Origin of the sequence: Acetobacter persici (assembly GCF_018256955.1) — a bacterium.
In the GTDB taxonomy this organism is placed as follows: domain Bacteria; phylum Pseudomonadota; class Alphaproteobacteria; order Acetobacterales; family Acetobacteraceae; genus Acetobacter; species Acetobacter persici.
In genome coordinates this window covers 161,033-180,001 of the sequence record NZ_JAERKU010000002.1, presented here as the reverse complement: position 1 = coordinate 180,001, position 18,969 = coordinate 161,033, and the positions used below count along the sequence as shown (strand labels likewise).

At 61.7% G+C, this 18,969-nt stretch carries 22 protein-coding genes; 5 read left to right on the top strand and 17 right to left on the bottom strand.

Annotated features, from left to right (window positions below):
• Window positions 1-74 precede the first annotated feature (74 nt).
• Entirely contained in the window at window positions 75-566 is a 492-nt protein-coding gene (locus JK199_RS02995) for an Hsp20 family protein (RefSeq protein ID WP_212373795.1), read from the bottom strand.
• Window positions 567-808: 242 nt separating this feature from the next.
• Here JK199_RS02995 and def point away from each other — a divergent pair, with 242 nt between their 5' ends.
• From def to truA, 3 genes are read left to right on the top strand one after another with little or no spacing between them, the layout of a single operon-like run.
• Window positions 809-1,369 (top strand): peptide deformylase, encoded by a 561-nt coding sequence (def, locus tag JK199_RS02990; RefSeq protein ID WP_179194581.1) that lies wholly within the window; start codon window positions 809-811, stop codon window positions 1,367-1,369.
• 18 nt (window positions 1,370-1,387) lie between these two features.
• Entirely contained in the window at window positions 1,388-2,335 is a 948-nt protein-coding gene (gene fmt / locus JK199_RS02985; RefSeq protein WP_212373793.1) for a methionyl-tRNA formyltransferase, read from the top strand.
• Window positions 2,332-3,198 carry a tRNA pseudouridine(38-40) synthase TruA gene (gene truA, locus JK199_RS02980; RefSeq protein WP_212373791.1) on the top strand — a complete coding sequence of 289 codons (867 nt, stop codon included), beginning with the start codon at window positions 2,332-2,334 and terminating at the stop codon, window positions 3,196-3,198. The genes fmt and truA overlap by 4 nt, the downstream gene beginning before the upstream one ends.
• A gap of 21 nt (window positions 3,199-3,219) precedes the next feature.
• Here the strand turns inward: truA and JK199_RS02975 are convergent, their stop codons facing one another.
• Window positions 3,220-4,314, bottom strand: a complete 1,095-nt coding sequence (locus tag JK199_RS02975; RefSeq protein ID WP_212373789.1) for an NAD(P)H-dependent flavin oxidoreductase — start codon at window positions 4,312-4,314, stop codon at window positions 3,220-3,222.
• A gap of 6 nt (window positions 4,315-4,320) precedes the next feature.
• Complete coding sequence (locus tag JK199_RS02970; RefSeq protein ID WP_212373787.1) at window positions 4,321-5,208, bottom strand: LysR family transcriptional regulator; 888 nt, start codon at window positions 5,206-5,208, stop codon at window positions 4,321-4,323.
• A gap of 111 nt (window positions 5,209-5,319) precedes the next feature.
• On the opposite strand from JK199_RS02970, the gene JK199_RS02965 reads away from it, so the two are divergent.
• Complete coding sequence (locus JK199_RS02965; RefSeq protein ID WP_212373785.1) at window positions 5,320-6,393, top strand: YeiH family protein; 1,074 nt, start codon at window positions 5,320-5,322, stop codon at window positions 6,391-6,393.
• A gap of 161 nt (window positions 6,394-6,554) precedes the next feature.
• On the opposite strand, the gene JK199_RS02960 is transcribed toward JK199_RS02965, so the two are convergent.
• The 8 genes from JK199_RS02960 to rpmH all read right to left on the bottom strand — a co-directional run bounded on the left by JK199_RS02960 (window position 6,555) and on the right by rpmH (window position 13,501).
• Window positions 6,555-7,187, bottom strand: coding sequence for a hypothetical protein (locus JK199_RS02960; protein WP_342356278.1), 633 nt, complete (start codon window positions 7,185-7,187; stop codon window positions 6,555-6,557).
• Window positions 7,184-8,380, bottom strand: a complete 1,197-nt coding sequence (dapE, locus tag JK199_RS02955) for a succinyl-diaminopimelate desuccinylase (protein ID WP_212373783.1) — start codon at window positions 8,378-8,380, stop codon at window positions 7,184-7,186. Before dapE ends, JK199_RS02960 begins: the two co-directional genes overlap by 4 nt.
• Window positions 8,381-8,409: 29 nt before the next feature.
• Window positions 8,410-9,258, bottom strand: a complete 849-nt coding sequence (gene dapD / locus JK199_RS02950) for a 2,3,4,5-tetrahydropyridine-2,6-dicarboxylate N-succinyltransferase (protein WP_212360337.1) — start codon at window positions 9,256-9,258, stop codon at window positions 8,410-8,412.
• A 143-nt stretch (window positions 9,259-9,401) separates the two neighbouring features.
• Window positions 9,402-10,307 carry an acetylglutamate kinase gene (argB, locus tag JK199_RS02945; protein WP_086655738.1) on the bottom strand — a complete coding sequence of 302 codons (906 nt, stop codon included), beginning with the start codon at window positions 10,305-10,307 and terminating at the stop codon, window positions 9,402-9,404.
• A gap of 35 nt (window positions 10,308-10,342) precedes the next feature.
• Entirely contained in the window at window positions 10,343-11,020 is a 678-nt protein-coding gene (yihA, locus tag JK199_RS02940) for a ribosome biogenesis GTP-binding protein YihA/YsxC (protein WP_025829070.1), read from the bottom strand.
• On the bottom strand, window positions 11,020-12,786 hold the full coding sequence (gene yidC, locus JK199_RS02935) for a membrane protein insertase YidC (protein ID WP_212373781.1): 1,767 nt from the start codon (window positions 12,784-12,786) through the stop codon (window positions 11,020-11,022). Before yidC ends, yihA begins: the two co-directional genes overlap by 1 nt.
• A gap of 149 nt (window positions 12,787-12,935) precedes the next feature.
• Complete coding sequence (gene rnpA / locus JK199_RS02930) at window positions 12,936-13,343, bottom strand: ribonuclease P protein component (protein ID WP_077930298.1); 408 nt, start codon at window positions 13,341-13,343, stop codon at window positions 12,936-12,938.
• 23 nt (window positions 13,344-13,366) lie between these two features.
• A complete protein-coding gene (rpmH, locus tag JK199_RS02925; RefSeq protein ID WP_025829074.1) occupies window positions 13,367-13,501 on the bottom strand; it encodes a 50S ribosomal protein L34 in 135 nt (44 codons plus the stop codon).
• 151 nt (window positions 13,502-13,652) lie between these two features.
• Between rpmH and JK199_RS02920 the strand changes: the two genes are divergently transcribed.
• The gene (locus JK199_RS02920) at window positions 13,653-14,183 is read left to right on the top strand and encodes a hypothetical protein (protein WP_212373779.1); all 531 of its coding nucleotides are present in this window, start codon (window positions 13,653-13,655) and stop codon (window positions 14,181-14,183) included.
• Window positions 14,184-14,205: 22 nt separating this feature from the next.
• Here the strand turns inward: JK199_RS02920 and gloA are convergent, their stop codons facing one another.
• The 6 genes from gloA to JK199_RS02890 all read right to left on the bottom strand — a co-directional run bounded on the left by gloA (window position 14,206) and on the right by JK199_RS02890 (window position 18,967).
• Entirely contained in the window at window positions 14,206-14,598 is a 393-nt protein-coding gene (gene gloA / locus JK199_RS02915) for a lactoylglutathione lyase (RefSeq protein WP_025829078.1), read from the bottom strand.
• 32 nt (window positions 14,599-14,630) lie between these two features.
• A complete protein-coding gene (locus JK199_RS02910) occupies window positions 14,631-15,473 on the bottom strand; it encodes an LpxI family protein (RefSeq protein ID WP_212373777.1) in 843 nt (280 codons plus the stop codon).
• Window positions 15,470-16,357: an acyl-ACP--UDP-N-acetylglucosamine O-acyltransferase gene (lpxA, locus tag JK199_RS02905; protein WP_212356171.1), complete on the bottom strand. Its 888-nt coding sequence runs from the start codon at window positions 16,355-16,357 to the stop codon at window positions 15,470-15,472. The genes JK199_RS02910 and lpxA overlap by 4 nt, the downstream gene beginning before the upstream one ends.
• 106 nt (window positions 16,358-16,463) lie before the next feature.
• Window positions 16,464-16,940: a 3-hydroxyacyl-ACP dehydratase FabZ gene (gene fabZ, locus JK199_RS02900; protein ID WP_077930303.1), complete on the bottom strand. Its 477-nt coding sequence runs from the start codon at window positions 16,938-16,940 to the stop codon at window positions 16,464-16,466.
• 45 nt (window positions 16,941-16,985) lie between these two features.
• Complete coding sequence (gene lpxD / locus JK199_RS02895; RefSeq protein WP_025828784.1) at window positions 16,986-18,071, bottom strand: UDP-3-O-(3-hydroxymyristoyl)glucosamine N-acyltransferase; 1,086 nt, start codon at window positions 18,069-18,071, stop codon at window positions 16,986-16,988.
• A gap of 2 nt (window positions 18,072-18,073) precedes the next feature.
• The gene (locus JK199_RS02890) at window positions 18,074-18,967 is read right to left on the bottom strand and encodes an OmpH family outer membrane protein (protein ID WP_077930305.1); all 894 of its coding nucleotides are present in this window, start codon (window positions 18,965-18,967) and stop codon (window positions 18,074-18,076) included.
• Between the last annotated feature and the right edge of the window lie 2 nt (window positions 18,968-18,969).

Below are 18,969 nucleotides of genomic sequence, written 5' to 3'. Positions count from 1 at the left end.
TGGTGTCTCCTTTCCGTTTCTAGAAAACCAACGCTGTCCGGCGGAAAAAGATCCACCAGCCTGCGCCCGGCGGCTCAGTCCTCCACCACCTTATGCAGCATGCGGGAAGAACGGGGCTTCAGACCACCCGCCGCAGCGGCTGCCGTTTTTGTGCTGCTGGGCTGCATGATTTCAATCCGCTTGACGCGCACTTCCGGCTGCGGGCGGAACAGATCAATATGCAGCAGGCCGTTATCCAGCCAGGCCCCGCCAATCTCTATGCCTTCAGCCAGCACAAAAGCCTTCTGGAACTGGCGGGAGGCAATGCCACGGTGCAGATACACATGCTCCTCACCATCTTCCACCTGCCGACCACGAATGACCAGCTGGTTGTCTTCCTGCGTGATCTGGAGATCATCCATCCGGAATCCCGCCACCGCCAGCGTAATGCGCAGCCCGTTGGGGGCTATCTGTTCAATGTTATAAGGTGGGTACCCATCGCCATTGCCTTTGCTGGCCCGCTCAAGCATCTGCTCGAGATGGTCAAAACCAAGGAACATGGGTGAGCCAAATACTCTGCCAGACATAAAGCCTCCCCTTTCTGAGCGAGACAGAAACCGGGCCCTTCATGGCACCCGGCTTTCCTCACGATATGGGAGACACGCGGCCAAACGCAAGACTGCACGGAGGCCCACGCATGCCTGAAAAGGCCGCTCAGGCGCGCTCCTGCATCATCTGAGTCGCGAGTGCGGCATATTTCCCACGGTTTTTGGCACATCCTGAACATCTTCCTCTGGCGCAGCCGGACGCGGGAGGTTAAATCGGGCGTATGACAGACGCAGCCATGACAGACGCAGCTTTTTCCGCTGCGGCGGCAGATGCCGCTCCCATGCCCATCCTCATTGCCCCGCATGCTGTGCTGCGGCGCAAAACACGTGAGGTCAAACCGGAAGATATGGCGGATATCCGCCGGGTTCTGCCCAGCATGTTTTCCGCCATGTATGCCGCCCCCGGCATCGGGCTGGCCGCCCCGCAGGTGGGGCTCGGCCTGCGCTTCGCGCTGGTTGATCTGGGCGAGGAAGAGGCCCGTGAGCCGATTGTCATGATCAACCCGGAAGTAATTGCCGAGACAGAGACACTGGCCGCGCGGGAGGAAGGCTGCCTTTCCCTGCCCAACCAGTACGCGGAAGTCACCCGGCCGGAGAAAGTGCGCGTCCAGTGGCGCACGGTGAATGGCGATGTCATGGAGCGTGAAGTGGACGGCCTGCTGGCCACCTGCATGCAGCATGAAATTGACCATCTGGAAGGTATCCTGTTTGTGGATCACCTCTCCGTGCTGCGCCGGAACATGATCCTGCGGCGGCTGGCCAAGGAACAGAAGCGGAAATAAGCCGGAGGGCCGGACACCATGCGTCTTATCTTTATGGGCACGCCGGATTTTGCGGTGCCTGCCCTGCACGCCCTCCATGCCGCAGGGCACGAGATTGTCGCTGTGTATTCCCAGCCTCCGCGCCCCGCTGGCCGGGGCAAGGCGCTGCGGGCCTCCCCCGTGCAGCAGGCGGCGGAAGCCCTCGGCCTGCCAGTGCGCCACCCGGAAAAGCTCCGCAAAAATGAGCAAGAATGGGCCACTTTTGCCGCCTTCAAGGCTGATGCCGCCATTGTGGCCGCCTATGGCCTCATTCTGCCGCAGGTCATGCTGGATGCGCCGCGCCTTGGCTGCCTGAATATTCATGCCAGCCTGCTCCCGCGCTGGCGCGGGGCCTCCCCCATTCAGAGTTCCATTCTGGCAGGCGATACAGAAAGCGGCGTGACCATCATGCAGATGGAAGCCGGGCTGGATACCGGCCCCATGCTGCTGCGTGAGGCTGTACCGATTACAACTGAGACCACCGCAACCAGCCTGCATGATGCGCTGAGCGCCATTGGAGGCCAGCTTGCCGTGCGCGTTCTGGCGGACCACCCTGCCCCCATCCCGCAACCGGAAGAGGGCGTGACCTACGCGCCCATGCTGACGCGGGAGGACGGGCGTCTTGACTGGTCCCAGCCCGCCAGCGCACTGGACCTGCGTATTCGCGCCCTCACGCCATGGCCCGGCACTTTTACCGTGCAGGCGGATGGCACGGTGCTGAAAATTGGTGCGGCCACCCCGCTGCCGGGTCGCACGCACACGGCCCCGCCTGGCACGGCGCTGGACGATGCCCTGACCATTGCCTGCGGCGAGGGTGCCCTGCGCCTGACGCGCCTGCAAAAACCGGGGCGCGGCATGATGGACGCGGAGGCCTTCCTGCGTGGCCAGCCTGTTCCCGCTGGCACCCGCCTCTACCACACGCCCCCCGCTGCTCCAGACAGCGTATGACAGAGCAGCCGCTGGTCCTGCAGGATCGTTCGCCCATTTTCCCGTCTGACCCGCACGCTGCGGCGGAAAACCGGGATGCGTTCCAGCGCTGGGCCGTTAAAATTGAATATGACGGCACGGGTCTCGTCGGCTGGCAAAAGCAGAATGAGGGCACATCCGTCCAGAGCCTTCTGGAAGCCGCCGCGACCCGTATGGCGAACGGACGTCCCGTTTCCAGCATTACCGCCGGACGCACGGATGCCGGCGTCCATGCCACGGGGCAGGTCGCGCATCTGGACTTTCCCGCGGATATGAACCTAGCCCCCCATATCGTGCGGGATGGGCTGAGCTATCACCTCAAGCCCAACACCGTCGCCGTGCTTCAGGCCGCGCGGGTAACGGACAAATGGAGTGCGCGGTTTTCCGCCACATGGCGCTCCTACCTGTACCGCATTATCAACCGACCGGCCCCTCCGGCGCTTGGGGCCACCCATATGTGGCATGTACGCGCCCGCCTGAATCTGGACCTGATGCGCGCCGGAGCGGACAGGCTTGTGGGCACGCATGATTTTACCTCTTTCCGCGCCGCCGCCTGTCAGGCCAGAAACCCGGTCCGCACGCTGGACAGTCTGACCGTGGAACGTGTGGGAGAAGAAATTCATATCCGCACCCGCGCGCGGTCTTTCCTGCATCATCAGGTGCGCAACATGGTCGGCACGCTGATTCTTGTCGGCCGGGAACGCTGGACACCGGAGCGGATTACCACCGCACTGGAAGCCCGCTCCCGCACGGCGGGAGGCCCGACAGCCCCGCCGACCGGCCTGTATCTGACAGGCGTTGGCTACAACCCGGACCCGTTTGCGGACCAGATCCCCTCAGACTGACGCTGGCCGGGGAGGCCGGTCTCAGACCTGCCCCTCGCGCTCCGCTGAGCGTTTCTGCTGTTTCACGCTGTCCTGATAGTCAGACCAGATTTCCCGAATCAACCGCCCCGCTGGCACTGCGCGGGCCAGTGGCGCGCCCTGCCCGGCCCAGTACGCCCCAAAACCTGCATCCCCCTGTGCGCGGGCAGCTTTGGCCAGCGCTTTCCCCGCATCATACGCAATCGGGTAATCCGGGCAGGCGGGCTTATCCGCTTGTTCCGCAAGCGCGGTAAACCGGTTGGAGAGCCCGCGCGCAGGGCGGCCTGAAATCAGACTGACCAGACGGGTATGAAAAGCCGCCTGCCCCATCAGGGTTTTTCGGTATCCGTCCTCAAGGCCGGTTTCCGGGCAGAGCAGAAAAGCCGTGCCCATCTGGGCCGCCACGGCCCCCAGATCCAGCGCTGCGGCAAGACCTGCCCCATCCATGAGGCCGCCCGCTGCCACCACCGGGGCATGACACTGGCGGCTGAGCAGACGCACCAGTGCGAAGGTGCCCAGTGCATCATCCGGTGCATTGGGGTCAAAAATACCCCGGTGCCCTCCGGCCTCAATCCCCTGCGCCACGACCATATCCATCCCGGCCGCTTCTGCCGCGCGGGCTTCCGCCGGGCTGGTGACACTCGCCAGCAGCACTGCGCCTGCCTGTTTGAGCGCCGTCACACAGGCTGCGGGCGGCAGGCCAAAATGAAAGCTGATAACGGCTGGCCTGACCTCAAGCAGCAGCGCCATCATCTCCGGATCATCCAGAAAACTTGTATAGGACGCAGACAATTTTTCAGGCGGCACCGCCCCGTATTCTGCAAAAACCGGTTTCAGCCAGTCCAGCCAGCGCGCCTCACGCTCCGGGTCCTGCCGGGGTGTCTGATGCACAAACAGATTGACGTTAAAGGGACGGTCGGTTCTGGCCCGGACTTCCGCCATCATAGCACGCGCCTGCGCGGGGCGGGCTGAGCCGAGACCCAGCCCGCCCAGCCCTCCGGCCATGGAGACTTCCGCCGCCAGCAGGGGCGTCGCCACCCCGGCCATCGGGGCCTGAAAAACCGGGACACTCAGCCCCAGACGGTCAAGAGTCTGCATGCGCCCTCACCCCTGCTGCGCTGAATACTGCGCGATAAAATCTGTCAGAGCCTCAACGGCCTGACTCCGGTACCGTTCCTTGTGCCGCAGGCCGAAGAACTCGCGCGGCCCGAAGGCCAGCGGAGCCGCATACAACGTGCCCGCCGCCAGCGCTGGAGCAACGACGAGAGAGGACAGACCGGCAATCCCGGCCCCGGCCTCAACCGCCGTGCGCACACTCTCATTAGATGGCAGAACCAGAACCTCGGTCAGCGTCTCGGGGTCCACGCCGCTCTGCCGCAAACACTCATCCAGCGTGGAGCGGGTGCCAGACCCCTGCTCCCGCATCACCCAGTCTGCCTTTTGCAGGGCTTCCGATGTGCAGCTTTGCGCATCAAACGGTGTGGAGCGTACCAGCACCAGCCGATCCTGCGCAATGGGCCACTGCGCCAGAACAGGGTTGTCCACTTTGCCTTCCACAATGCCAAAGTCAGACTGCCCCGCCTGCACATGGGCCGCAACCTGCATGGTGTTGCCAATTTCCAGCACGATTTCCAGATGCGGGAACCGCGCCCGGAAGGCCGCGAGTGCGGGCGGCAGCCAGTATGCCGCAATGGTCTGGCTGGCAACAACGCGCAGGGTGCCCCGCTTCAGGCCGCTCAGATCATCCAGCATGGCCTCCGCTGCGGCAACACGCGCCAGAATAATACGGGCTTCCGCCAGAAACAGGCTGCCCGCTTCTGTCAGCACGATCCCGCGCCCGACGCGGTGAAACAGCCGGACCCCGTGCCGCGCCTCCAGTGCGGCAATGGCCGCCGAGACCGCAGACTGCGTGACATGCAGGGTTCTGGCCGCATCGGTCATGTGCTCCCGTTCCGCCACACACACAAAAATCCGAAGCTGCTCAAGAGTCACAATCAGGCCATCCTTTTCCAATTCATTATTTTTACTGATTGGAATGAGAAAAACAATGCGTTGGATTGATTGATCTTCCGCGCCTAGATCAGAGGGCGGAAGGACACATCCATGATCACCGCACCTCTGGGCACAGTCTATCGCACCCTCCGCACCCAGCTCCCCGGCATTGGCTTATGCGCGGCCATTACAGGAGGCGCGTATGGCCTCCAGTCACTCGAATCCCTGCTGTTTGGCAAGGTGTGGCTGGAAGCACTTGTCCTTGCCATCCTTCTGGGCGCCTGCATCCGTAGCCTATGGACGCCAGACACTCAGTGGGATGCGGGTATCTGCTTCAGCGCACGAACCCTGCTGGAGGTTTCCGTCATGCTGCTGGGCGCCTCCGTCAGTGCAGCCGCTCTCATACCTCTTGGCCCCCGGTTGCTGGCGGGGATTGCGGCCGTCGTCGCCACGGCCATTCTGATCAGTTTTGGCCTTGGCAGGCTGCTCGGCCTTTCGCCCCGCATGGCCCTGCTTGTCGCCTGCGGGAACGCTATTTGCGGCAATTCCGCCATTGCCGCCGTGGCCCCGGTGATCCGGGCAGACAGCAAGGATGTGGCAGCCTCAATCGCCTTTACGGCTGTTCTGGGGATTGGGGTGGTGCTTGCCCTGCCTGTTCTGGCCTTTGCGACCGGGATGCCTGACCAGCCCTTCGGCATTGTTGCGGGCATGACGGTTTACGCCGTGCCGCAGGTTCTGCCTGCCACAGCGCCCCTTGGCCCACTGGCTGTGCAGACAGGGACCGTTGTTAAACTGGTGCGGGTGCTGATGCTGGGGCCGGTCTGCTGTGTTCTCTCTTGCCTTGCGCCCCGCCTGCCTCCTGCGCAGCCGGATGGCAGCACTGTCACCGCCGGGCCAGCCGAGGCCGGGCGTCCCGGCCTCACACGGTTTGTCCCGTGGTTCATCCCCGGTTTTCTGGCGCTCATGCTCTGCCGCAGTCTCGGGCTTGTCCCTTCTGGCCTGATTGCGCCGCTTACGCAGACGGCAACAGTGCTGACAGTCCTGTCCATGGCGGCTCTGGGGCTGGGGGTTGATGTTCGTACCGTCGCCAGAGCAGGAGGCCGCGTCACGACAACCGTCGTCCTATCGCTCACCGTGTTAGGGGGGCTGAGCCTGCTTCTACTCCGTCTGGTGGCCCTGAAGTGAAAAGCCTTGCCCTCCTGCAAGACTCCGCACACGGATACGCAGCCCATAAAAAAACCTGCGCGGCGTGAGAGAATTGCTCTCATGCCTGCACAGGCTTTTCAAAAACAGAACAACTCTCTTCCCTCAGACCGCACTCTCCGCAGCGTGGTCTGGTGAGAGACTTAGTGAGACGGCTTAACTGAAATCATCGGCTGAAGCAGATCCTGCATCACGATGTAATGCGGCGGCAGTAGAGCCGCCAGACCGTAAAGAACCAGCGTCGCCGCCAGCACCGAGACATACATCAGCACGGCACGCCCCCGGCTCAGCCCGAGCCCGACACGCGCCACATACCATTGCAGCCAGATTTCATAGACAGAGACCGTGACCATCAGCGCGGCCATAAAACCCGGCTGATGCAGCAGCGGCGGGAAGAGCAGACCCGCCAGAACCGTGGCCACCAGCGAGATGAGCACCACCACCCAACCGCACCACGTAGCAGCTGTGATATAGCGGAGCCAGAGCGCATCCCGCCCCCATTTATGGGCGTAAAAATGCGAGATTACGGCAGGCAGCAGCACCACACACAGAGAAAGCAGGAGCTTGGTAAAGCCCAGCACCTTGTCCGCCTGCATGGAGGCCTGAAAAATACCAACCAGCAATAACGCCAGTTGCGGCGCAAGGGCCGCACCAAAGGAATCAGGCGTTCCCTGAAAGCAGCCAATGCCTTCACGCCGCCCACTGGCCAGCAGCAGCATCCCTTGCAAAATTCTGCGGCCATTACCCTGTTTGCCAGAACCCGAACTTGAAATCACGCCATGACCCCTTCCAGAAAGGTCTTATAAATCGTCGTCAATGTTTCCAGATCAGCCAGTGTCGTGTGTTCATCCACCTTGTGAATACTGGCCCCGACCAGACCAAATTCCGCCACCGGGCAATAATTTGCAATAAAGCGCGCATCAGATGTGCCGCCACCCGTATCCAGCTTAGGCGTGCGGCCTGTCACGGTCTGCACGGCCTGCACCAGATGGTCCGTCGCCGCCCCCGGGGCCGTCAGGAACGATTCACCGCTGATGCGTACAGTCACCCGTGCCGTGGGCGCGTGCTGGCGGCAGATGGTCTCCAGCCAGCCTTTCAGGCCTGTGCCGGTATGCAGGTCATTAAAGCGGATATTCAGCCGCGCTTCCGCTTTTGCAGGGATCAGGTTGGTCGCGGTATTGCCCACATCCATACTGGTAATTTGCAGGCTTGAGGGTTCAAACCAGTCAGACCCGTTATCCAGCGGCGTCTCACGCAAAGCACTCAGCACACTGAGCAGCTTATGCACCGGGTTATCCGCCCGGTGCGGATACGCCACATGGCCCTGCACGCCCTCAACCACAATATGGGCGTTCAGGCTGCCACGGCGGCCAATCTTGATCATATCCCCCATGGCGGCGGGGTTGGTTGGCTCCCCCACCACACAGAAATCCGGAATCTGCCCCTGCTCCGCCATCCAGTCCAGCACCTTGCAGGTACCGTATGTGGCGGGGCCTTCTTCATCCCCGGTAATCAGCAGGCTGATGGAGCCGGGCAGGCCGCCCTGCTGCACACACCGGGCAACAGCGGAGACAAAAGCGGCAATGCCGCCCTTCATGTCACACGCACCGCGCCCGAACAGAATACCGTCTGCAATGTCTGCCGCGTAAGGGGGATGGGTCCAGGCACCCTCCGCACCCGGCGGCACTACATCGGTGTGGCCTGCAAAACAGATGTGCGGCCCCGCCGTGCCCAGCCGGGCGAACAGGTTTGGCGTCCGCTCCGCCCCCTCCCCAAACGGCAGGGAGATAATGGTAAAGCCCAGCGCCTCCAGCATGGCGGCCAGAGTCTGCTGGGCCGGGCCGGGGTCAGGCGAGACAGACGCATGCCGGATCAGCGCCTGCGTGACCGCCACCGGGTCCGTCAGATCGGGCAGAAGCCCGGTCCGGGGTCCGGTTGTGGTGGTCTGGTCCGGCGCTGAATAGGTCATGTGTATAATCTGCCTGAGAGATCCCGTGCTTAGTCGCGCAGCAGGTCGTTGATAGACGTCTTGGAGCGTGTGCGTTCATCCACCCGCTTCACAATCACGGCGCAGGCCAGATTGGGGTTCGGGCGGCCATCCGGCCCGACGGGGCTGGACGAGGGCAGCGTACCCGGCACCACCACGGAATAGGCCGGAACACGGCCCATGAAGATCTCACCCGTCGCACGGTCCACAATTTTGGTGGACGCGCCGAGGAACACCCCCATGGACAGAACAGAGCCGCGCTCCACAATCACGCCTTCCGCCACTTCGGACCGCGCACCAATAAAGCAGTTATCTTCAATAATGACCGGAGCCGCCTGCAACGGTTCCAGAACACCGCCAATGCCTGCCCCGCCGCTGATATGGCAGTTGCTGCCAATCTGCGCACAGCTTCCAACGGTTGCCCATGTGTCCACCATTGTGCCGCTGCCCACATGCGCGCCCACATTCACAAAGCTGGGCATCAGCACCGCACCCGGTGCGATATAGGCTGAGTAGCGTACCATGGCACCCGGTACCACGCGGAACCCGGCCTTTTCAAAACGGGCCTGATCCCAGCCCTGAAACTTGACGGGGACCTTATCAAATGCCGGTCCACCCGCGGCAGCACCCGGCACGATCACACTGTCATTCAGACGGAAAGAAAGCAGAACAGCCTTTTTCAGCCATTCATGCACCACCCAGCCATCTTCACTAGGGGCTGCCACGCGCAGACGCCCGGAATCCAGCGCCTCCAGAGCGGTTTCAATCGCCTTGCGATCATCACCGGTCGTGGCGGAGGAAATCCGGTCACGGGCGTCCCACAGAGTTTCAATTTGAGCGCGGAGAGTTTCTTCAGTCATAAGACAATACCGTCAGACAGGATGGAGACAGGGCCGGGGCGGAACCCCCGACCGGCAAAAAGAGGAAGGAACCATGCGGACAGGGCACGCTCCTGTCAACGCGGCGGGACGGACACCTGCTGTCAGGTATCCGCCCACGCAGATCAGTCCGCGCGGATCAGCGTGCCGGAACCGGACGCCGTAAACAGTTCCAGCAGGCAGGCATGCGGTGTGCGGCCATTGATGATCACGGCGGCCCGCGCCCCGGCCTGAACGGCCTCAATGCAGGTTTCCACCTTGGGGATCATGCCGCCGGTAATCACGCCGTCCGCAATGGCCTGCCGGGCCTGCTCGGCTGTCAGTTCCGGGATCAGCTTGCCGTCCTTATCCAGCACGCCGGGCACGTCTGTCAGCATCAGCAGGCGCGTGGCATGCACGGCCCCGGCCACCGCACCGGCTGCGGTATCGGCATTGATGTTGTAGGTTGCGCCATCTTCACCCAGACCAACCGGTGCAATTACCGGAATCAGCCCGGAGCCAGACAGAGCGTAAATCACCCGCGGGTCGACCTTGATCGGCTCACCCACAAAGCCGAGATCCAGCACACGCTCAATCTGGCTGTCCGGATCCCGCACGGTACGAGCCAGCTTGCGGGCGGTAATCAGCTTGCCGTCCTTGCCGGAAATACCAACCGCCAGCGCACCGGCCTGACTGATTAGTTCCGCCACTTCCTTATTGACGGACCCGGCCAGCACCATCTCAATCACATCGACCATGCTAGCATCTGTCACGCGCAGGCCATCCACAAAGGTGGAGCGGATATCCAGCCGCGCCAGCATCTGGTTGATCTGCGGGCCGCCGCCATGCACCACCACCGGATTGATGCCAACCAGCTTGAGCAGGGCAATATCCCGCCCGAACGTCAGCGCCAGTTCCGGGTCACCCATGGCGTGTCCGCCATATTTGACCACAATGGTATCACCCGCGTAACGCCGCAGATACGGCAGCGCACCGGCCAGAACGGCGGCTTCATGATGCAGATCAGGCACTGAGGAAGAAGGGTCGGTCATGGGCTGAAAATCCTGCTCGATAATCCTGCCGGGTGTTATTGGGGCGGCAGAGCAAAGTCTGCAAGTTCTGCCCGCAGAGGCTCAATGCCCAGTCCGGTCTCGCTGCTGGTCAGGGAAAGGAAGGGGCATGCCGCAGGGTGGCGTCTGGTCAGAGCCAGAACCTCTTCTTCCTTACGGGCCAGTGCCGTGGGTTTCACGGCATCACACTTGGTCAGCACCACCTGAAAACTGACGGCGGCGCGGTCCAGCAGCTTCATCACTTCCAGATCATGCGGTTTGACTTCAATCCGCGCATCCAGCAGCAGAAGCACCCGCCGCAGGCCGGGGCGGCCGCGCAGGTAGTCAAACATCATTTCCTGCCAGTCTTCCTTGACCGACTTCGCGGCTTTGGCAAAGCCGTAGCCCGGCATGTCCACCAGCATCAGCCGGTGGGCCAGATCAAAAAAGTTGAGCTGCTTGGTGCGGCCCGGCTGGGATGAGGCGCGTGCCAGCGTCTTCCGGCCTGTCAGCGCGTTGACAAGGCTGGACTTGCCCACGTTGGACCGGCCCGCAAAGGCAATTTCCGGCAGGGTCTGCGGCGGGAGCTGCCCGAGCTTCTGCGCCCCAAAAATAAAATCGCACGAACCGGCAAAAAGCAGCCGCCCCTCTTCCAGGGCGGCGGCAATCTGTTCGTCATTCGTCAGGTCTCGAAAGTCAGTTCCGGCTTCGGGCATCAGCGCTTGCTCACTCCAGTCGTCTTGCCATCGGCAGTTTTATCAGCCGCCTTGAAGCGCCCGAGAATGATGAACTGCTGCAACGCCGTCAGCAGGTTGCTCCATGCGTAGTAGATCACCAGACCAACCGGCTGATGCGCCATGAAGAAGGTGAATACCAGCGGGATGAACGTCATCACCTTCTGCTGCGCAGGGTCCATGTTGGTGGAGCTGGAGCTGATCTTCTGCATCAGGAACATGGTCGCGCCATACAGGATGGGCCATGCACCAAGGGAGAGAATGGACAGCACCTGTGCCGGGTCAAACGGAATCAGGCCGAACAGGTTGAAAACGTTCGTCGGGTCCGGGGCAGACAGATCCTTAATCCAGCCAAAGAACGGCGCATGCCGCATCTCAATGGTGACATACAGATCCTTATACAGACACCAGAACACCGGAGCCTGAATAAGCAGGGGCAGGAAGCCACCAAACAGGTTGACGCCCTCTTCCCGGTACAGCCCCATAATATGCTGCTGCATGGCCATCGGGTCGTCTTTGTAGCGGGCGCGGATCTGGTCCACCTTAGGCTTCAGGCGGGCCGTCTTCCACGTCATGCGCATCTGCTTGATGGTCAGCGGCAGGAATAGCAGCTTCACGATCACGGTAAAGGTCAGCAGCGCCAGACCAAAATTGCCGATCATGGTGTAGAGCCAGTCGAGCACGAAGAAGACCGGGCGCGTCAGGAACGCCAGCCACCCGAAATCCACCGCTTTCCAGAACATGGGCACATGCAGGCTGTGCTCATACCGGTCCAGCAGCCGCACTTCCTTCGCACCGGCAAACACATGTGCTTCGGAAGAGGCCGTCTGGCCTGCTGCCACCTGCACCGGGGCGCTGGCTGTAAAGCCCACCTGATAGATGTGCTGCGCGGGCAGATAGGTATAGGCCCCCACAGCCTGTGTGGTCTGGTCCGGCAGGACGGCCATCAGCCAGTATTTATCGGTAATCCCGGCCCAGCCGCCTGTGCCCTGATGGCTCCATGAGACGTTATCGGGCGGCACGCCTTCATTCCGCAGGGCTTTGTAGGACCCTTCATTCAGGCGGCCATCAATGACGGAAATCGGCCCTTCATGCACCAGCATCCCGCCGTTGGTTTCCGGCGTGTAGGCACGGTTGACGCGGTAATACGGATACAGCGCCACAGCCTGACCCGTTGCGTTATGCACGCGCTGGGTAACGGTGAACATGAAGTCCTGATCTACCGCCAGAGCAATTTCAAACGTCAGGCCCTGCCCGTTATCCCATGAGAGGGTGACGGGATGCGTGGAATCCAGCTTTGCGCTGTCTGCCTTCCACAACGTATGGGAATCGGGCAGACGCACGGAAACGTCGGACGGCGCGCGCCACCCGAAATCAATATAGTCCGGCCGCGCACTTGCGTCCTGAGACAGCACACGCACGTCCGGGCTGTCCGGCTTGACCGTTTCCCGATATTTTTTGAGGACCAGATCATCCAGCCGCGCACCGCGCAGATTGATGGAACCCTGCACAGCAGGGGCATCAATCGCCAGATGCGTCTCAGGCCCGCTGGCCTCATTGGCCGGATCGGCAGCGGCTTGCGCCGAGGCTGCGGGAGAAGGCTGCGCGGCACCAGACGGCGGCGCAGAAACACTTTGCGTTGTCTGCTGCGTAACAGGAGCTTTGGGCGCCTGCGGGAAGAAATAATCAAACCCGAGAAGAACCGCGGCTGACAGCAGTGTTGCCAGTATCAGACGTCTTGTATCCATTGCTGGCCTGCTGGCCCCCCTGCACGAAACGGAACAGATAATTCAACCGTGAAACACGGAGTCTTCACGGCACTCTGGTTTCCAGCGCAGGATGAGCAGGAATGCAAGCCGGGAAAGCATCTTCCTGCCCTGTCAGGCAGGCAGAAATCTCACTTATGGCCGGGCTTTGCGCTCCGGTCAGCCTGAGAAAGACACTGCTGCAAGGCTTTGCGAAAATCTGCCACCAGATCCACAAAGGAGCGGTTCAGGGTTGCAGCGCGGCCAATCAGAACCAGATCAAGGCCGTTAAGAGGTGTTTCAGTTTCCACAATGCGGACAACCTCGCGCAGCCTTCGGCGGGCGCGGTTGCGAACCACAGAGTTGCCAACTTTTTTTGTAACGGTAAACCCAACGCGCGGTGCGTTGGAGTCGGCCCGCTGAAAAAGCTGGAGCACCAGCCCCCGCACGGGCGCCTTACGCCCACGCGCGGCCAGAAAGAGAAACTCTTTCCGCTTTTTTAGGCGTTGGGAACGAACGGGCTCAGCCCCCGCTCCCTCCAGACTCTCACGCTGCTGCATGATGCCCGTAAGCCATAAAAAGCTTAAGCGGAGAGACGCTTACGGCCTTTGGAACGACGGTTGGCAATAACCTTGCGGCCACCAACAGTTGCCATACGTGCGCGGAAACCATGACGACGCTTACGGACGAGCCGGGACGGCTGATAAGTGCGCTTCATTGCAGCACTCCCTTCATTGATACAGATATGCAGGCAGCCCAGAGCCACCTGTCTTGAAGGGGCGGCTTATAATGTTCAGAAAGGAGAACGTCAATCATATCGGCAGAGTCCCGGCACACTCTGTTCCGACAAAAAGAAGGGCTGGTCCTCCATGAGCACCTCTCAATCCCCCCTCAGCATCGTGCTGCTTCTCTTCTGCCTGCCGCTCCTCGGCGCTTTGACCGCGGGCCTGCTCGGTCTTTCCTTCCCTGCGGGGCTGCTGCCTGTTGCGCTGACAGCCGGGATCGGGGCGTGGCTCGGCACCCGTTTCAGGACGTCTGCTCTGGCTGATTCGCGCCATCCGACCCACAGTCAGCCCGCAGACTCGCAGCGGAATGCCTCTATAACACCGGCTGCGGTTCCAGCACCCTCGTCTGCGCCCCGCACGCCCACGCTGCCCTCACAGCCTTCAGTCACACAGGCTCAGCCTGCTCCTGTGGCGGCGGACACAGCCCCTGCTCCCACAGCAACGGACACTGACCCAAAGCTGCGGCACGATATCCGGAATATTCTCTCCCCCGCCATGCTCGCAGCCGAGCAGCTTGGCACCAGCACGGACCCTCTGGTGCTCAAGGCCGTCAGAACCATAGACGAGTCTCTGGACCGCGCTCTGCTCCGCCTGAAGCAGAAACCGCAGTCCTGAAACCACGCATCGCTGCGCGGAGTTAGTCGGGGCGCTGGATCAGTTCGATTTTATAACCGTCCGGGTCTTCCACAAAGGCAATGACGGATGTGCCGAACTTCACGGGACCTGCTTCCCGCGTAACCTTACCGCCCCCGGCCCGCACCTGCTCCACCGCAGCCGCGACGTCCGGCACACCCACGGCAAAATGCCCGAAGCCGGTGCCAACGTCATAGCCGTCATCCTTGCCCCAGTTATAGGTCAGCTCAATCTCGGCCTCACCGGCGGCATTATCAGCATAGCCGATAAAAACGAGCGTATACTGGCCATCCGGCACCTCGCGCCGCCGCAGTTCATGCATGCCCAGAAGTTTATAGAAAGCGATGCTGTCATCCAGGTTTTTCACCCGGACCATTGTGTGCAAATAGCGTACCATCGCGCTGCGTCTCCTCTGTTTCGCTCTTGTTTTTAGCGCGCGAGAGGCTCCGGCGTTACCGCAATCAGGAATAATCCTGCCTGATCCGCCTCCCGCACACAGGCCTCGCGGTCTGTCAGCAAAGTATGGCCTGCTTCAAACGCAATCCCGCGCAGGCCCGCCAGATGCGCGTTGCGCACCGTTGCAGGGCCAATGGTGGGCATATCCGCCCGCTTGTCCTGCCCGGGCTTGAGCAGCTTGACCAGCACACCGCCCTCGCCCGGCTGTCGGCACTCTCCGGCGCGCGCCAACATGCGGTCCGTGCCCTCCATGGCTTCCACAGCCAGCACCAGACCATTCTGCACCACGCAGCCCTGCCCGATATCCATCCGGCCGAGCGCATGCACAACCTCAATCCCGCGGCTGATATCCGCCTGAGCCTGATCATCCGGTGCAATCGCGCCCAGAACACCCGGCGGCACAACGGCATGCGCCAGAAATTCATGCGCACCCCGGACGCAAAACCCTTCCTCGCCCAGAATACGCACCAGAGCCGCCAGAAGCCCATCGTCTCCCGCAAACAGCGCCCGCCCCAGCCGGGCGAGAATACGCGCCCCTTCCGCATCCGGGTACAGGCTGCGCAGGGACGGACGACGGATAGGGCCGATCAGCACCAGATCCGTGCAGCCATGCTCACGCAGAAGAGACAGCATGTGCCCGGCAGCGCCAAGGCGCACAAACTGGTGCGGCCAGGGGCTGATCACCTCTGGCTCCGCAAATCCATCAAATCCGAGAATAAAAACCGGCCGCCCGGCCGCCGCTGCGGCCTCGGCAACGCGTGCCGGAAGCGGACCGCCCCCGGCCAGAATACCAACTGCGCCGGGCTGCGCGCTCACGCGCCTTCGGTTTCCGCCGTGCTGAAGTCTCCGCGCGCCACACGGACAAGGCCACGGCGGCTGGGAGCATCAATAAAAGCAAGAATTTCACGCACGCGGGGTTCATCCCCAAACTCACGCCGCATCACTTCCAGACGCGCCGCAAATGGCCCTTCCTCGCACACACCTTTCGGATACAGCGTAAGGAACGCCTTGCGCATCCGGTGGATTTCCGCGGACTGCACGCCGTTCCGGCGCAGCCAGATCCAGTGCAGGCCCACAAGCCGCGCGCGGTTCCCCAGTACGCTACCGTAGGGGATAACGTCCGCTTCCACACCGGCCACACCGCCAACAAGAGCCGCATGGCCAATGCGGACAAACTGGTGAATAGCCGCAGAGCCCATGACCCGCGCATCATCCTCAATTGTCACATGGCCACCCATGACGACGTTATTGACGATAATCACCCGGTTCCCGAGCGTGCAGTCATGCGCCACATGGGCGTTGGCCATAATCAGCACATCGTCACCAATATGCGTCAGGCCCGTGCCCACGGCGGTGCCACGATGGATGGTCACATGCTCACGCACCACCGTGCGGGCACCCACCTCGCACCGGGTCGGCTCACCTTTATATTTGAGATCCTGCGGGGCCATGCCGATGGTGCTGAACGGGAAATAGCGTGATCCCGCACCCAGCCGCGTATGCCCATCCACCACAACGTGAGAAATCAGTTCCACGTTGTCTTCAATCACCACATGGGGGCCGACCGAACACCAGGGTCCGATTACCACGCCACGCCCAAGCCGAGCCTCTGGTGCAACAATGGCGGTAGGGTGAACACGCGCCCCCCCGTTTTCTCCTACTGCATGCACCAGTTCCACTCCTCTTTCACCTGTTTGCATCCCGCAGAGTACAACGCATTACGCGGGACTATCTGCCTCAGAAAACAGGCGTTTTCCGGGCAGATCAGGATATTTTGTAACACTTATCTTAAAAATAATGCGGGACTCAACCCATGATCATGGCGCTGAATGTTGCTTCCGCGACGGAAACCCCATCCACTTTGGCAACGCCACGGAACTTCCACACATTGGCGCGGTGGCGTTCCTTCACAACATGGATGCGCAACTGGTCACCCGGCTCCACAGGTCTGCGGAACTTGGCGTTTTCGATTGTCATGAAATAGACAACCTTGCCCTCAAAAGCCTTGCCAAGCGTCAGCACCACCAGCGTTGCTGCTGTCTGCGCCATGGCTTCTACAATCAGAACACCGGGCATAACGGGCCGCACAGGGAAATGACCGGGGAAGAACGGCTCGTTGACCGAGACATTCTTAATGCCGGTTGCCTCTTCCCCCAGTCTGATATCCACCATCCGGTCGATAAGAAGGAAAGGATATCTGTGCGGAATCGCCTGCATAATGCGCGTGACGTCAATCGCATCGATTGTCTGAACGTCCTGCTGCGATTCTTGTTTCGTCTCCACGTCCCCTGGACCACCTTTTTCAGCCGGACAGCGCCCGGTACCTGTTCAACCCTTGCCCGAACCGCCTTCTGCCGGTCCAGACGCTTTTTTGGACAGCTTGCGCAACACCGCAACATTCCGGAAAAACTCCCGGAACGGCATGGCCGGACTGCCAATCACATCAGCGCCGCCCTCCACATCGGACATCACGCCGCACTGTGCTCCAATACGCGCCTTGGCCCCAATACGGATATGCCCGATAAGGCCTGCCTGCGCTGCGACAGTCACATAGTCTTCCAGCACCGTGGAGCCGGAAATCCCGGCCTGAGACACCACAATGCAACACCGCCCAAGCCGGGCGTTGTGGCCGATCTGAACCAGATTGTCGAGCCGTGAGCCCGCACCAATCACGGTATCATTAACGGAACCGCGATCAATCGTGGTGTTTGCCCCGATCTCAACATCATGTTCCAGCACCACCTGCCCAAGCTGCGGCACGGTTTCAAACCCGTTCGGCCCCACGGCAAACCCGAAGCCATCCTGCCCGATGCGCGCACCCGGCAGGATAATCACACGCTCACCCAGTGTTGCGTGAGACAGGGTGACATGGCAGCCAATGCGGCAATCCGCCCCAAGCACCACGCCCTCACCCACCACACAGTGAGAATTGATGATGCAACGGGGACCAATGTCAGCCCGTGCGCCAATTACCACAAATGGGCCGATTTCAGCCGAGGGGTCTACCACGGCACTGGCATCAACCACTGCGAGGGGGTGAATACCCGGCTGCGCGGGAGCTTTGGGGTGAAACAGCCGCGCAACACGGGACCACGCCAGATACGGCGTTGCGGACACCAGCGCGGCGGAATGCGCCGGAACCTTATCCGCAAACGCCGGAGCCACAATCACCAGACCGGCTTTTGTGCCTTCCAGCAGAGGCGCATAGCGGCGATTATCAAGAAAACTCACATCTCCCGGCCCCGCGACCTGAAGCGGGGCAATGCCAGCGTAGCCAGCTTCGGGAAATCCGCCTTCACGCGGCGGAACCAGTGTGGCTCCGGCTGCATCAGCCAGAGCCTGCCCGTCAAACGGACCAGACCGTGTAAAAAACCGGGGGTCGGCTGGCCCGGAAGACGCCTGCGTGCTGGCCATCCTTACTTATGCGCAGCCGGAGCGGCGGCCGGAGCCGCAGGGGCGACAGCAGGAGCCGGACCCGTTGCCGGGGCATCCTGATCCGCGTCTGCCGTGGTCGGCATCTTGCCGGATTTTGCCAGCTCTTCCGGGTCTACATTAGCATCCGGAATAAACACGGACGGCAGCACGCTGTTGAGCTGCTTGGCCACTTCGTTCGTAATGTCCTGCCCGTCAACATGCAGGGCAATCTGCTCGCTATGCAGCACCAGATTCATGCCATGGGCTGCGGCCACTTTCTGAATGACCTGAACCAGCTCACGCTCGATCTGCCCCAGAGACACCTGCGCCGCTTCCTGAATAATCCGGTTGCGATTGCGGAAGTCGTGCTGCGCCTTCATCACGCGGTTCTGCAGGCTGCGTTCCCGGTTCTGAATCTGATCAGACGTCATGGTTTTCGCCTGAGCCTGCAAATTCTGCTGCTCATTCCGCCAGCCAGCCTGCTCTTTCTGCAGGTCCTGCGCCAGCGCATCACGGCGGCCACCCAGAGTACGCTCCACCTGCATGGCAGCGGTAGACTGACGCATGACACCGGACACGCTGATCACGCCAATAACGGTCGGCGGCGGAGCGACACCCTTCGGCAGGTCCTGCATGGACGGAATGGGCGGCAGCGGCAGGACCGGCGGGGTCTGCTGCTGGTCTGCTTCGCTGCTATCAGCCGGAGGTGCTGGCAACTGGACAGGAGACGGTGCCCGATGCTGGGTATGTGCCGCCGGAGGAGCAGGCTGCTGAGCCGCTTTGGGCACAAACCAGCCGCCGCCCGCGTTCTGAGCCATGGCGGACGGAGCCAGCGCAACGGAAATTGACAGGAGAGCCGCAGAAAGAGCGGCTGTTCTGTTAAAGTTAGGCATCATTA

Bases quoted from the DNA above. Each gene is read 5' to 3' on its own strand.
- JK199_RS02995 (WP_212373795.1), bottom strand. From the start codon at position 566: ATGTCTGGCAGAGTATTTGGCTCACCCATGTTCCTTGGTTTTGACCAT.
- def (WP_179194581.1), top strand. From the start codon at position 809: ATGACAGACGCAGCCATGACAGACGCAGCTTTTTCCGCTGCGGCGGCA.
- fmt (WP_212373793.1), top strand. From the start codon at position 1,388: ATGCGTCTTATCTTTATGGGCACGCCGGATTTTGCGGTGCCTGCCCTG.
- truA (WP_212373791.1), top strand. From the start codon at position 2,332: ATGACAGAGCAGCCGCTGGTCCTGCAGGATCGTTCGCCCATTTTCCCG.
- JK199_RS02975 (WP_212373789.1), bottom strand. From the start codon at position 4,314: ATGCAGACTCTTGACCGTCTGGGGCTGAGTGTCCCGGTTTTTCAGGCC.
- JK199_RS02965 (WP_212373785.1), top strand. From the start codon at position 5,320: ATGATCACCGCACCTCTGGGCACAGTCTATCGCACCCTCCGCACCCAG.
- dapE (WP_212373783.1), bottom strand. From the start codon at position 8,380: ATGACCTATTCAGCGCCGGACCAGACCACCACAACCGGACCCCGGACC.
- dapD (WP_212360337.1), bottom strand. From the start codon at position 9,258: ATGACTGAAGAAACTCTCCGCGCTCAAATTGAAACTCTGTGGGACGCC.
- argB (WP_086655738.1), bottom strand. From the start codon at position 10,307: ATGACCGACCCTTCTTCCTCAGTGCCTGATCTGCATCATGAAGCCGCC.
- yihA (WP_025829070.1), bottom strand. From the start codon at position 11,020: ATGCCCGAAGCCGGAACTGACTTTCGAGACCTGACGAATGACGAACAG.
- yidC (WP_212373781.1), bottom strand. From the start codon at position 12,786: ATGGATACAAGACGTCTGATACTGGCAACACTGCTGTCAGCCGCGGTT.
- rnpA (WP_077930298.1), bottom strand. From the start codon at position 13,343: ATGCAGCAGCGTGAGAGTCTGGAGGGAGCGGGGGCTGAGCCCGTTCGT.
- rpmH (WP_025829074.1), bottom strand. From the start codon at position 13,501: ATGAAGCGCACTTATCAGCCGTCCCGGCTCGTCCGTAAGCGTCGTCAT.
- JK199_RS02920 (WP_212373779.1), top strand. From the start codon at position 13,653: ATGAGCACCTCTCAATCCCCCCTCAGCATCGTGCTGCTTCTCTTCTGC.
- gloA (WP_025829078.1), bottom strand. From the start codon at position 14,598: ATGGTACGCTATTTGCACACAATGGTCCGGGTGAAAAACCTGGATGAC.
- lpxA (WP_212356171.1), bottom strand. From the start codon at position 16,357: ATGCAAACAGGTGAAAGAGGAGTGGAACTGGTGCATGCAGTAGGAGAA.
- lpxD (WP_025828784.1), bottom strand. From the start codon at position 18,071: ATGGCCAGCACGCAGGCGTCTTCCGGGCCAGCCGACCCCCGGTTTTTT.
- JK199_RS02890 (WP_077930305.1), bottom strand. From the start codon at position 18,967: ATGATGCCTAACTTTAACAGAACAGCCGCTCTTTCTGCGGCTCTCCTG.